The sequence below is a fragment of the Pseudomonas sp. GL_117 genome (genome assembly GCF_057835125.1).
This window is the reverse complement of the sequence record NZ_CM174418.1, coordinates 3,329,147-3,341,952: the sequence shown is the minus strand read 5'-3', so window position 1 is coordinate 3,341,952 and position 12,806 is coordinate 3,329,147. Positions and strand designations below refer to the sequence as shown.

The window sequence follows — 12,806 nt, the reverse complement described above, 5'->3', positions numbered from 1 at the left end:
TCGCTTACTCGGGAATTCCGCTCACCGTATGCACTACGCGCATTGCACAAGGAGGTCGCGCCCCTTGCGGTTCGACCTGCTCGCATTGCTTCAGCAGCGGATAGGCATCGGCAAACTTCATAGCCGCCACCTGTTCGGGGTGCTGCTGCGAAACAAAACAGTGCTCGAACCGGAAGGCGGCATACACCTCGGGCAGCAAGGCCGGGTAGTCGTAAACCTCGTCGACGATACTCTTCAGCATCTGGGACATCGGCCCGTTGGCCGCAGGGGAAATCCTGGAGAGCAGCTCATCCTTGGCGACGCCCGCTTGCCTGGCCTCAATAGCTTGTTTCGACGCACCGATGGAGGCCTGCATTCCCTGCGGAAACGGACAATCAGACGCCGCCCATGCAGAGGCCGACGCCATGCAACTCAGAACAGTGAAAACAGCGGCCATCCTTGCCATGAATTTTCCTCGGTTGTCGCAAGCGTTGTCGAAATAGGCTGCGGATTTTAACGGATGTTGGTTGATGATGGGGTCCGTTGAGCGGGTTCGTTTTGGGCTGCGTTCTGGCTCTCATGGCGGGCGAGAATCGGCCAAAAGCGGACACCAACAGCGTCTACGAAAGCCGGGGCCGTTCACTCTCGGCTGAAAGCAGCCTGTCAATAACGGGGAAACTCCCTAAAATCGCATCCATCCGTCACATCCCACCTCCAGCCTCCACCCAACCTGCCGATAACCCTACTAATCGCATGTCTATCACTGGCCATCCTTGATCGAGTCCACCACATGAACCCACTTTCCCTTCTAAAAAAAGCCCGGGCCGATCGTCAAGGCACCGCCACGCTCACCAGTACTGCCAACGACCTGGACGCCGCACTCACCGCCTTACGCATCACCCCCACCCTGATCACCGGCTTTATCTCGCCGCATCTGGACATCGACGTAATCGCCGCCAAGCTCAAACGCCGCTTTCCCCAATCCACCATCAGCCTCTGCACCACCTCCGGCGAACTCTGCAATGCGCCCAATTCGTTGTATTGCGCCACCGGCGATCGCTGGGATCGGATCGTGTTGCAGTTGTTCGACGACAGTCTGATCGCCTCGGCCGAGGTGGCGATGGTGCCGTTGGAGTGTGAGGACATTCGCGGTGGCGGTAAGCGGTTGGGAATGCAGGAGCGAATTGCCAAGTTGGTGTCCAATATCAAGCGAGTACAGGTGCGCACGTCGATTGATCATCGCGATACGTTGGCGTATGTGGTGTTCGACGGGTTGTCGGCGTCGGAGTCGTTTTTTATGGAGGCGCTTTATGAGTCGGGGCGGTTTCCGTGTTTGTTTGTAGGGGGATCGGCCGGGGGTAAGTCGGATTTCCAGAAGACGCTGATTCATGACGGTCAGCGCAGCTATCAGAACCATGCACAGATTGTGTTCCTGAAGACGGCGGCGCATGTGCGATTTGGGGTGTTCAAGAGCCAGAACTTTAAACCGGCGGATTTGACCTTCAGTGTGCTGACCGCGTCGGTTGAGGACCGCACGATTGACCAGGTGATCGACAGCAACGGCAATATCAAGAGCATGGTGCAAGCACTGTGTGATGCTTTCAGTTGCGCGCCCCAGGCGCTGGAGTCGAAGCTGGCGGACTATTCGTTTGCGATTCGGGTGGGCAGTGAGTTGTTTGTACGATCCATCGCGCGTATCGATTATGAGCAGCAGATCGTGCAGTTGTTTTGCGACGTGGCGCCGGGCGAGGAATTGGTGATGGTGCGGCGTACGCCGTTGCGCGAGGCGACGCGCCTGGACTATGAGCAGTTCCTGCGCGGCAAGGGTGGCCAGCCGGTGGCGGGGATTTTGAATGACTGCATTTTGCGCCGGCTGAACAACGGCGCCGAGCTGGGCAGCATGGCCGGCATTTTTGGTGATGTACCGTTGGCGGGTTTTTCGACCTTTGGGGAGATTTTGGGCTTGAACCTGAATCAGACGTTGACGGCGATTTTCTTCTTTCGGGTGGCCAAGGGTGCGAGTTTCAGTGATGAGTACGTGGACAATTTCATCGCCCATTACGGCGAGTTCAAGGCATTTTTCCTACGGCGCCAGGTGAAGAAGTTGGCGGGGTTGAACCATGTGGTGGTCAAGCAGATTACCGCGTTCAAAAACAATGACTTCAGCAATACCCTCAATACCCGTGGGCTGGACCGCAATATCCTGCCGGTGTTCGAAGGCTTGGCAGACTTAGGCATGGTGTTGGCCCATGCCGAGCGTCAGCAGGAGGACATCGCCGCGCAGCTCAAGCATTACTCGGGTGAGTTGCACGCGTCGATGGACGAACTGGTGGGTACGATCGACCAGCAAAACGCCGTGTCTGCCCAGGCCGGGACAACGGTGGAAGGGCTTTCCAGCCAGGCGGATGTGGCGGTAGAAGGTGCGCGCACGCTGGCCGGGTCGAGTTTGCGTATCCAGTCGATTGTGCAGGTGATCCAGCAGATCGCCGGGCAGACCAACCTGCTGGCGCTTAACGCCGCCATTGAAGCGGCGCGCGCGGGCGACCTGGGCCGGGGTTTTGCGGTGGTGGCGGATGAAGTGCGCAAACTGGCGGAAATCACCCGTAAGAATGCGGCGGAAATCGGCGTGGATATTGACCTGCTGTCCAGTGAGATCCAGCGCGTTGCCCAACAGATCGAAGACCAATCCACCGGCGTCGGCGCGTTGCGCGAAATGCTCGACGCACTGGAGGCGTCGAGCCGCGCGACCGAGGGTACGGCGCAACGCACTAAAACCATTGCGGATACGTTGACCGGGCTCACCCATGCGTAGGCGCAAGCCGAGCGTGGATCTGGGTCTGTGAGGGAGATCTGCTGGTCTGGACTTTCGTGGAGCTGCACCTTCATTTCCTTGAGTTTCTGCATCTGCTTTTTCAGTGTTTCTATCTTTTCTTTAAGCCGCTCTGCTTTGGCCTCGGCCACTTCGGGCGTTGCTCGATCCGCCGAATCCATCGCTGACAGATAGCGATCAATACTTTGCTCGATCTGTTGCATGCGTGCCTTCACTTTGCCCTTGGTGAAGTTACGGTCGCGGTCGTTCACGGCTTTGAATTTGCTGCCGTCGATGGCGATGATCGACTGAGAGAAGAGATTTAGGTTGCGACAAAGCACTACGAACTGGCGGCATACGCTGCGAATGGCTTTGCCGTTGTCCTTGCGAAAGTCGGCAATGGTTTTGAAATCTGGAGACAAACGCCCCGTCAGCAACATCAACTCGACATTGCGCTTGGCCTCACGGTCAAGCCGGCGACTGGACTGAATCCGATTGAGATAGCCGTAGATGTAGATCTTCAGCAAGACCGCTGGGTGATAGGCAGGACGACCCGTTGCAGCAGCATCGACACCCTCAAATCCAAGTGCACCCAAGTCGAGTTCATCGACGAAGACATCAACCACATGCACCGGATTTTCTTCCGTCACGTAATCGTCCAAACACTCCGGCAGTAAGGTAACTTGAGTCCGAGCCTCGCCTTCTATGAATCGCTTCATCATCGCCTCCGCTATCTCGGTGGTCGAAAGGTTAGACGATCCTCCTGACTTTGACATAGTCTGTACCGCAGGCAGACGGCTGTACGATTGTCCCGAACCCTACCAGCGTGACAAATACATAAGGAGCGTTTCAGATGCTGCGAGTGGATTGGCTCGATAAACAAATGGACAAGTGCGGCGTTATGGCCGAATGGCTTTATCGGGAATTCAGTTATGAGTTTACGCAGCAATCTCTTTCGAGTTGGAAACACGAGTTCTCTGATGGACAGCGTGATGGCAGTTGGAAGTGTCTGATCGCAATGGAACGAGACCAGTTGCTAGGTGGCGCAACGCTTGCCAATAACGACCTATCTGACCGGCCGGATCTAGGCCCGTGGCTTGCGTGTGTGTTCATCACACCTGAAGCTCGAAGGAGAGGGCTCGCAGCGCAGTTAATCGAAGGCATCTGTGTCCATGCAAGAGACGCTGGGTTCACTACCTTGTACTTGCACACCCACAGCCAGAGCAATTATTACTCCAAGCTTGGCTGGAAAGTGTTGGAGCGCTTTGAGGCTTGGGGGAAAGAGCAATACCTTATGTCACGGAGTTTATAGTCAAAGCCGACTTCAAATTTCCGCCGCTTTTTTATAAACAGCAAAACTCTGATGTGACGTCTGCGTTTTAACACAGCCTGGACCCAAAGCTGCCTTTCAGAGACGGCAACAATCGGCCAGAAGCGGCCCCTCAATGGTGTCTATCAGAACAGTGGTATTCATTCCCTGACGGACCTCGGTTTAGGTTTTGTACGAAGTTTCGGGACGGTTAGAATCGCCGACATGATTGACTGAAGGCCCGCACGGTATAGAGTTACGACTCCGATGCATCCTGTGAATTGATCAAGAACCTGGTTTCTCCCGAGCAGAAGATGGGTCGACGTCGAGCACGCCTTAACGCGCTGCTCACAGTCGATCAGACTCTTCCTCCGAAACCAAATACTCAACAAAATCCAAGTAGGAGCCCCATACTTCAGGTGCTGTCATCAGTGCTTCTTTACCAATACGATCAACATCAATCGCATCACACCAGAGCACTTGCCCCGATCGGGAATTGCAATCCATCACGATCAAACCTTCAGCAGGCTCCCCCAACACAAGATAGTTTGATAAAAGTCGGCCACTGCTTCTCAAACGCTTCGTTTCATCAAGAACGTTAGTTGGGGATTCCCAACCGATCTGGTGCAGCGGTAAAACATAAATACCACTTCCATCGAAAAATTCCCCAACCAGTTTGAAGCTATCTGGAAGTGATATTTTCAACTCATGCTCGAGCTTTTTAATAAAATCCGGATCCACTGTGCGAATGCCATTCAACGACTCATTCCGCGCGAAGGAGTGCTGGGCATATCCATGCGATGGGTTGCTGCGAAGGTTGCGTGAGCGAGTGACGCCCGATTAGCGCCCCATGAGTGGGTAGTGCTCGATGCGACACGGATGCGGGTGGCCGTCGCCCTTGCAAATCCCATCCAGATACCGGTAGTCAATCTGCACCGACTGGCCTTTTCGAGGCCATTGCCGACGCGGGAGGGTGTTCTGGTAATCGGTGGTTTCCGGGGTGAAGGTGACCATCGAGCCTTGCTGGGGACATTGCGTGGTGGGGGAGGTCGGGCCACCTTGAGGATCCGCCCCTGCAGCTGTGGGTACGGTTGTTTCAAGACGTTGACGATCTGTACGTCCAGCCGGCAAACCTGCCAGCTCGCCGCGTGGACGGGGCTGCACAGGGTGGTGAGCGCAAGGGCCAGCGCTGCGTAAGTTTTCATGGGCTAAATGTCCAGATCCTTGGAACAAGCAACCTGGCAAGGCCCTGAACTTCCGTCAGCTTCTGGCTGACTTAATCCTTGGCGCCGGGTCAGTTGGGGAGTGGTAGCACTATGCCAATTACCCAGCGGCCAATACAAGTCTTATAAATTTGAGAGGGGGCCTATAGGGATATAGGTGTAAGCAATAAGCCAGAATGACTTTAGATATGCAGTCGCATGCTGTGAGCCTTGACTATCGGGCTGAACCGGAACCGCGCTGGCGGTACGCTTCTGGCCGAAAGCCACCCCTCAATACCGCGGCGTTTTCGTCCGGAAAAAAACGCCATTCATAAATGTCTGAAAGAGGGCGCGCAGGCACCCACCTCAAGGACGATACAACCCTGTCGCATCCCGCCAGTACAAGGTTTGCTCGAACTGAAAGCTAATGAGAAAGAGCGCCGAACACGACTGGAATATGGATTGAGCGAGTTTATCCAAATCTTCCATTGCCGATTCCCCCTCTGGTTCAGGCCCTTTGATTCTAATGGTGCAACGTACAGCGACAGGGAAGTCGATCTCCATTTTATGCTCGGCATAAATCGTTGAGTCATCGCGTACGCCATGGGTGCTCAATTTGAGTCCCGAGGTAAATTCAGCGTATAGCCCATTTTCTGTGATCTCGATTTCCAGAGCACCAGCCTGCGCAAGTGCTTTGCTCAGGGTCGAAATGGTGAGCGTACTGTCAGCTTCCAGGCACAGATCAAGACTCATGAATCGTTCCTCTTCCTTGGCAGCACAAAGCGGTGGCCGGTCAACATGCAAGTGTCCTTGTGCGCTCGCACCCAGCTAGCCCGCTGGCGCATGCAGACGAACGTAGTAATTGTCGAACTCGCCGCTTTCGACGAACTGGAAACCGTGGCGGGTGTAAAAACGATTCGAGGCACTCTGTTTCAGCGCGCCGACTTTAATCGGTAGTGCAACGGCATCCGCTTCGTTGAATAGCTGGGCAAGTACCGCAGAGCCGATGCCCGACCCTTGTGCGTTGGGTCGCACATACAAGTGGTCGAGCAACCATTCGCTCGGACGCTGTCGGACCACTACAAAGCCGACCTTTTCTCCCGACACTTCGATATAGCGCGTGTCGCGGGCTTCAAAACTGCCAACAAACCGCTCGCGGGCACGCACCGGATCGAAGCGTCCGACCTGCTCCAGGCTGTCGCGCATGGCTTCAATTCGAATGGCAACGAGATCGTCCAGGTCGCTGTGTTGTGCAGGGACTAACAGGGCAGGGGGATTGGGGGTGATAGGCATAGTTGCACGCGAGGTTCCATCCTGGGGTGGCCAGTATAGGGGCTATTCAGAAACGCGTGCGTTGGGACTGCGATGGCTCCAACGCATGCGTTTCCAGGCGGGTAGCCGTAGGTCGGAGCGCGGTCAGAAGGTGTATTTGGCGGTGACGCCGAAGCTGCGCGGGTTGCCGTAGGTGTCGGTGGAACCCCAGGTCGGGCTGGTGCCAATGGCCGAATAGTAGGTGCGGTCGAAGATGTTGTTCACGTTCAGTTGCAGGTCCAGGTGCTTGTTGAGCTGGTAAGCAGCCATCACGTCGGCCACGGCGTAGCTGCCTTGTTCCAGGCGATAGGTGCTGCCGTTTGCGAGGGCGACATCGTTGTACATGCGGCTCTGCCAGTAGAGGTTGCCGCCGACGCGCAGTTTTTCCAGGGGGCCCTGGAAGCGGTACGAGGTGGTCAGCTTGAACAGGCGTTCCGGGGTATCGGTGTCGAAGCGCTGGTTTTTGTTGCTCGCGCTGTCTTTGACGTAGTGCGCACGGGTGTAGGTAAAGCCGCCGCCGACTTGCCAGTTTTCGGTGAGGGCGCCTTGCAGTTCCAGGTCGATACCTTGGCTGCGCACCAGGCCGGAGGCTTCGGAGCAGCTCTGTTGCGGGCAGCCTGCCTGGGTCGCAGGATCGGTCGCACGGTTTTTCTGGTCGATCTGGAACACCGCCAGGCTGGCGTTCAGCGCACCGTTGAAGTACTCGCCCTTGATGCCCATCTCGTAGTTTTCACCAACGATGGGTTCCAGCACCTTACCGGAAAAATCCTTGTTGCTTTGCGGGGTGAAGATGTCGGTGTAGCTGGCGTAGACCGAGTGGTGGTCGTCGAGGTCGTAGATCACACCGGCATACCGCGTGAGGTTGCGGGTGACCTTGTAGTCGCCGTCGCCCTGGCGGTCGTCGTAGTCATACCAGTCGACGCGCGCGCCGAGGATCACCTTGAGTGGGTCGGCAAGGTTGAGGCGGGTGGTCAGGTAGACGCCGTCCTGGGTAGTGATGGCGTGGGTCTTGCCGTCACGGACGAAGTCGGGCTTGGCACCATTGAGCGGGTAGTTGGTGTCATACGGGCTGTATTCCTTGGAAGTGGCGTCGTAGATGCGCTTGCTGGTGCCGACCACTACTTCGTGAGTGCGGCCGAACGCTTCGACCGGGCCGCTTGCGAAGGTGTCGAAAGCGTATTGCTGGTCGTCCTGGTGCGATTGGTAGACGGTGCGCGCCAGGGTGGTCTGGTAGCGCGACTGATAGCTGCCGCTGAACACACCGTCGAGTTGCGAGGCGGAGCCGGCGACCTTGAGTTTCCAGCCGTTTTCGAAGCGCTGTTCGACGTCGCCGAATACCGTGTCGATGGTGAGTTTCTTGTTTTCCCAATCGGTGCCGGGGTTGGTGGAGCGGGGCAGGTTCAGGTGATGGCCGTCGGTACCGATGGGCAGGCCGCCCCAGAAGAGGTTGGTCTGGTCTTCCTGGCGCGACAGGCCGAGGGTCAGGGTGGTGTTTTCGCTCAGGTCGGCTTCGGTGATGCCGTAGAACAGACCGTGGTTGCTCTCTTCACCGTCGCGGAAGCTGTTGGCGTCGCGGTACGAACCGACCATACGCCCGCGCAAGGTGCCGCTGTCGTTCAGCGGGCCGGAGGCATCGAGTTCACCGCGATAATCATCCCAGCTGCCGGCGGCCCCGGTGATCGACACTTGCGGCGTGGCGGTGGGGCGCTTGCGCACGAAGTTGATCGCCGCCGACGGGTTGCCAGCGCCGGTGACCAGGCCGGTGGCGCCGCGAATCACTTCCACGCGGTCAAACATTGCCAGGTTGGGCTGCACACTGTTGCTGTAGCCGGAGTAGGCGCTGGGCAGGCCGTCGAACATCATGTTGTCGATGTCGAAGCCGCGCGAGCTGTAGGTCTGGCGGCCCGGGCCGCTGGCCTGGCTGAGGAACAGGCCGGGGGTGTTCTTGACCACATCGTTGACGCTGGTCATGGCTTGGTCGTCCATGCGTTGGCGGGTGATGACGGTGCTGGCTTGCGGGGTTTCACGCGGGGTGAGCTTCAGCTTGGTGGCAGTGGCCATTTCGCCGGTGGTGTAGGACTGGGTGCCTTCGGTAGTTTCACCCAGTTGTTGCCCGGAGATTTCGGTGGCGCCGAGTTCCAGCGGTGCTGCGTGGGTGTCTGCGGCGGCCGCGAACGCGGCTTGAGGGCTGGCGATACAAATGGCCAGGGTCAGCAGGCAGGGTGAAAAACGGCCGCTGACGGAGGGTTGTATGGACATGCAGGTTGCTCTCCCCGAAATGCCGTCCCTGGCAAATAATAAAACGGTTGATAATTATTCGCATTAGGTTGGCAGCTTACGTCCTGTAATAAAAGCCTTGGCAGAGAGATAGTTAATAAAATTTTCACATTTGGCGGGGCACTGCGAACGTGCATTTCAAGCGGGGGGTATCGCAGCGGCGCACGTATCCGCTGCGATACAACACAGCACCTCAGAACGCCATTCTCAGTCCCAGCGTACCTTGCCGACCGTTGAAGGCATTGCTGTCCAGGTTGCGGTTGAAGCCCACTTCGCTGTACAGGCTGATGCCCGGCGCCACCGTGAGGTCGGCGCCAAGGCTGACGCCCATCGTAGTGGATTTCTGTTCGGTATCGATGTCGGTGACATCGGCAAAGGTCACCGTGTTTTTACCTCCACGGGTGTGCCAGATGTTGGCACGGGCATAGGGTTGCAATGGCATGCCACTGACTTGGTAATCACCGCGCAAACGTGCGCCGAGGCGGCTGGTGACGGTGGTGTCGGCTTTATACGCAACGTCGGAGATACCGTCGTTTTGGCTGTCCAGTTTGGTCTTGCCGATGATCAGTTGGGCCTGGGGTTCGACGACCCAGTTGGCTACCACCGGGAAAGACCAACCTACTTCCGCCGAAGCAGACACGTTATGCCCACGGGTTTTCATCTTCACGCCACGGTCCGACTCGTTGTGGCCGTCGAGGCGCGAGCCCATCAACACCAGGTCCAGATAAGCCCGGTTGGCGCCGATCAGTGTCCAATACACACCGAGGCTGTCGCTGCGCAGGGTGGTGCTGCCGGCGTCCTTGTCCTGCCAGCCGTCGTTGAAACCCTTGATGTCGCCCTTCAAACGGCTATGACCGACGAAGAACCCGGCGTGGTGCACCTGGCCGTCGTCGGTAGCCAGGGTAAAGAGGTCGGTGCCCACTTGAAACCCGGTTGTGGAACTGTCCAGCGTGGGGTTTACCGTGCCGGCGAAGCTTTGCCGGCTGCTGCTGCCGTAGACCCGGCCCCATCCCGCGTGACGTAGGTCGGTCTGTTGCTGGTTCTGGTCACCCATGCGTTCGTGGTAAGTGCCAAGCATGCCCTGGACAATTTGCTGGGCGGCCGGAAACAGTGCGGCGTAGATCGATGCTTCGGGGCGGTAGATTGGAATCGGGGTGATGACCGGGTTGGGCGGCAGCGGCGGTGTACCGGGCACCGGTTCCGGGAGCGGCGTGACGATCACCGGGTCCGGTGGTGGGATAACCGGAACGGTGGAGCGCAGGTAGTAGTTTTCTGCGGTGCCGTCGGTGACGCCACCCTTGAACAGATAGTAGTTAAATGCCCCTGCGGAAACGGAATGGGCCAGGCTAAAAGCACCGGCGCTACTGGTCGCACCGTTGGTGGCCTGCACTACCTGTATCCCGTCTTGCAACGAGCCTGCGCCCGCGCCGCCGAGGTTGGTGATGTCGATCTTGCTGGAGCCCTGGATCGTACCTTTGCTGACCACCAGCTTGTCGCTGGCTGAGTTATCCGGCCCCAATACGGTCTGCAGGGCGAGCGTGCCGCCGGTCCCGTTGTAATTGCCGTTGACGGTCAGGACGTCCGTGGCAGTGGTACTGCCGGTGGTCATGTCGATCGTTCCGCGGTTATTCAGGGTTGCCAACTGGTTGCTGTCAAATGCGCTGATGGCTCCGGTGTTGACCAGCAGCCTGCTGCTGCCGTTGAGCGTCATGGCGCCGGTTCCCGTACCGGCATCGCCCAGTACAAAGGTGCCTCCAAGGGTGAAGGTGGCGTTGTTGTCCAGCGTCACCTGTTCCCAGTTGGTATAGCGTCCGGGAGTGGTGGCCTGGGTATTGTCGAATGTCAGCGTGTCGGTGCCCGTACCGCCGTCAATCAGTGGGGTAGAAGACACAAGGGTTTCATTCAAGTTCTGTAGCAGCGCCGTATCGTTGTCGGGGCCGAGCAGAATGAAGCCGTTGATTTTGCCGCCACCGATCCAACTGAAACGATCGTTGCCGGTACTGGCGAGGATTTGCCCGTTGATGGTGCCGCCAGTGACGGTGATCGTGTCCAAGCCACCGCTGGTGCTGACATTGCCGCCGATGTAGGCGGTGCCCGAGATCAAAATGGTGTCGTCATCAAAGCCGGTCACCAGGTTGTTGATGATGGTCCCGCCACTCATGTCGAACAGGTTCTTGTCGAGCTTCATGTCCACCCGGCCGATCGTGCCGCCGGTCATCTTGGCATCATCACCGTCCTCGAACGCACCGGTAATCGTGCCGCCACTCATGGAGAACTTGTCGTGCCCGTCGCCCTGGGCCAATGAGGCAATCGTGCCGCCACTCATGGAGAAATCGTCAACGCCGGCCCCTTGGTTGATCGCGCCTGCCTGGCCACCGCTGACCTGCGCAACATCGGTCCCCGAGCCCTGATTCACAGCCCCGGTGATCGTGCCCTTGTTCAAGCGAAAGATATTCGCGCCATCCCCCATGTTCACCGCGCCGTTGATCTGCGTGTCCGGTGCGTCCAGTTGCACCAGATCGTTGCCTGGGCCCAGGGTCACATTGCCATTGATCACGCTGTTGCCACTGGGGAACAACACTTGGTTGTCGCCGGTCGCTGCGTTGATGCCGGGGTCGGTGCCACTGGTACAGGTAAACACCTGGCCGGTGGCAGGGCTGCCGCTGACGACACAGGCGCCCTGGGACAGCAGCGGCCACGCCGCGAGGATCGCCGACGTGGCGAGGCCGAAGTACAGCGGGGGGCAAGTGCGTATACGCATAATCCGTCCTCATGAATGAGCAATGCGGCTCAAACCATGACAACGTGATGCGCGATATGGATCAGGGAATACGGGGTACCTGCTCAAAAACACCGGCCAATGCAAGGGGTTGGCATGGCTTTCTCGACTGCACCTCAACCTGTGCAGCGCTGTTGCCACCTTAGTAGCAGATTCCAGCGCCCGCCACTGTGAGAATTGACAGGTATAGACGAGTGCGTGCCTAGACAAACACGATCTCATACGGGTCGCGCATGCGTTCCAGCAACACCTGCGCAAGCATGGGCGCCAAGCCGATCTCGGGGTCGCCCACCAACTGGCTGGCGTAGGCGTGGGCGGCGTGCAGCTTGCGCGCCACGCTCCAGGTATCCAGGCGTACCTTGCGCGCCCGTTGCCAGGGGATCACCGACGCCTCCCGCGTTGGCCAGTGCCACGCCCAGATCGGTAGCTCGTACAGGCGCGCCCCCACCAGGTTGCATGCATGGGCGGTGGCGCGACCGACTGCATCATGGTCGTCGTTGCCGTCGTTGCGCCAAGTGGTGAAGACTACATCCCCCGGCTGCAGGTAGCGGGCAATGAACTGGCCCAACGGTTGCTCGCGGGCGGCCAGGGCTTTGTCGCAAAAGCCGCCGCGAATCCACTTCAGGCTATGCAATGGCATGCCCAGGCGGCGCAGCGCCTCGACGCTTTCCTGGGGCCGCACCACGCTCAGGCGGCTTGCCGGCCACACGCTGGAGCCGGGGTGGCTGGCGCTGCCGTCGGTCACAGAGATCAGTTGCAGCGGATGATCCAGGGTGCTCAGCAGTTGCAGCAGACCGCCGCAAGCCAGCACTTCATCGCCCGGATGCGGGGCGACCACCACCACGCGGGTGTCCCGTGGTACCAGCGAAGTCGGATTGATTACGGGGATTTGCGCCAGTTGCGGGGCGCTGTTCCAGATTTGCGCCGGGCCGCGGCGGCCGTCGCTTAAGGAGGCAGGCTTCATGGGTGTCACATCCTTGTCGATTGATGCGGGTCGTACCCCGTTGACGGGACGACACTCTTTTATTCACTCCAGGCTCCGCTGGCGTGACTGCACGGCACTCCAACCCTGGAGTGCCGGCAAGGCGACTTGAGCATAGTCAACGATTGGTCGCTTTCACATCTCGTAAAGTCGTTTTT

9 protein-coding genes and 1 pseudogene are annotated in these 12,806 nt (G+C 58.4%); 2 read left to right on the top strand and 8 right to left on the bottom strand.

All coding sequences use genetic code 11. The features are described from left to right. Positions 1-4: 4 nt before the first annotated feature. Entirely contained in the window at positions 5-445 is a 441-nt protein-coding gene (locus AC3ISR_RS15065) for a hypothetical protein (RefSeq protein WP_463984782.1), read from the bottom strand. Between the two features lie 324 nt (positions 446-769). Here AC3ISR_RS15065 and AC3ISR_RS15060 point away from each other — a divergent pair, with 324 nt between their 5' ends. Beyond that, complete coding sequence (locus AC3ISR_RS15060; RefSeq protein ID WP_053257157.1) at positions 770-2,791, top strand: methyl-accepting chemotaxis protein; 2,022 nt, start codon at positions 770-772, stop codon at positions 2,789-2,791. A gap of 8 nt (positions 2,792-2,799) precedes the next feature. Here AC3ISR_RS15060 and AC3ISR_RS15055 read toward each other — a convergent pair. Continuing rightward, positions 2,800-3,507: pseudogene (locus AC3ISR_RS15055) on the bottom strand (transposase); the annotation flags it as partial. Positions 3,508-3,641: 134 nt separating this feature from the next. Between AC3ISR_RS15055 and AC3ISR_RS15050 the strand changes: the two are divergent. Further along, on the top strand, positions 3,642-4,100 hold the full coding sequence (locus tag AC3ISR_RS15050; protein WP_192300462.1) for a GNAT family N-acetyltransferase: 459 nt from the start codon (positions 3,642-3,644) through the stop codon (positions 4,098-4,100). A 345-nt stretch (positions 4,101-4,445) separates the two neighbouring features. Here AC3ISR_RS15050 and AC3ISR_RS15045 read toward each other — a convergent pair whose 3' ends face one another. The 6 genes from AC3ISR_RS15045 to AC3ISR_RS15020 form a co-directional block, all read right to left on the bottom strand. Then, positions 4,446-4,856 carry an SMI1/KNR4 family protein gene (locus AC3ISR_RS15045; RefSeq protein ID WP_463984781.1) on the bottom strand — a complete coding sequence of 137 codons (411 nt, stop codon included), beginning with the start codon at positions 4,854-4,856 and terminating at the stop codon, positions 4,446-4,448. Between the two features lie 809 nt (positions 4,857-5,665). Then, positions 5,666-6,052: a hypothetical protein gene (locus AC3ISR_RS15040; protein WP_463984780.1), complete on the bottom strand. Its 387-nt coding sequence runs from the start codon at positions 6,050-6,052 to the stop codon at positions 5,666-5,668. A gap of 75 nt (positions 6,053-6,127) precedes the next feature. Continuing rightward, positions 6,128-6,592: a GNAT family N-acetyltransferase gene (locus AC3ISR_RS15035; RefSeq protein ID WP_226456930.1), complete on the bottom strand. Its 465-nt coding sequence runs from the start codon at positions 6,590-6,592 to the stop codon at positions 6,128-6,130. Between the two features lie 123 nt (positions 6,593-6,715). Beyond that, entirely contained in the window at positions 6,716-8,869 is a 2,154-nt protein-coding gene (locus AC3ISR_RS15030) for a TonB-dependent siderophore receptor (RefSeq protein WP_192300457.1), read from the bottom strand. 211 nt (positions 8,870-9,080) lie between these two features. Next, positions 9,081-11,648 (bottom strand): autotransporter family protein, encoded by a 2,568-nt coding sequence (locus tag AC3ISR_RS15025; RefSeq protein ID WP_192300456.1) that lies wholly within the window; start codon positions 11,646-11,648, stop codon positions 9,081-9,083. A 220-nt stretch (positions 11,649-11,868) separates the two neighbouring features. Beyond that, positions 11,869-12,630 (bottom strand): PIG-L deacetylase family protein, encoded by a 762-nt coding sequence (locus AC3ISR_RS15020; protein ID WP_192300455.1) that lies wholly within the window; start codon positions 12,628-12,630, stop codon positions 11,869-11,871. Positions 12,631-12,806 lie beyond the last annotated feature (176 nt).

Coding starts and splice junctions, on each gene's coding strand:
- AC3ISR_RS15060 (WP_053257157.1), top strand. CDS start 770: ATGAACCCACTTTCCCTTCTAAAAAAAGCCCGGGCCGATCGTCAAGGC.
- AC3ISR_RS15050 (WP_192300462.1), top strand. CDS start 3,642: ATGCTGCGAGTGGATTGGCTCGATAAACAAATGGACAAGTGCGGCGTT.
- AC3ISR_RS15030 (WP_192300457.1), bottom strand. CDS start 8,869: ATGTCCATACAACCCTCCGTCAGCGGCCGTTTTTCACCCTGCCTGCTG.
- AC3ISR_RS15025 (WP_192300456.1), bottom strand. CDS start 11,648: ATGCGTATACGCACTTGCCCCCCGCTGTACTTCGGCCTCGCCACGTCG.
- AC3ISR_RS15065 (WP_463984782.1), bottom strand. CDS start 445: ATGGCAAGGATGGCCGCTGTTTTCACTGTTCTGAGTTGCATGGCGTCG.
- AC3ISR_RS15020 (WP_192300455.1), bottom strand. CDS start 12,630: ATGAAGCCTGCCTCCTTAAGCGACGGCCGCCGCGGCCCGGCGCAAATC.
- AC3ISR_RS15035 (WP_226456930.1), bottom strand. CDS start 6,592: ATGCCTATCACCCCCAATCCCCCTGCCCTGTTAGTCCCTGCACAACAC.
- AC3ISR_RS15040 (WP_463984780.1), bottom strand. CDS start 6,052: ATGAGTCTTGATCTGTGCCTGGAAGCTGACAGTACGCTCACCATTTCG.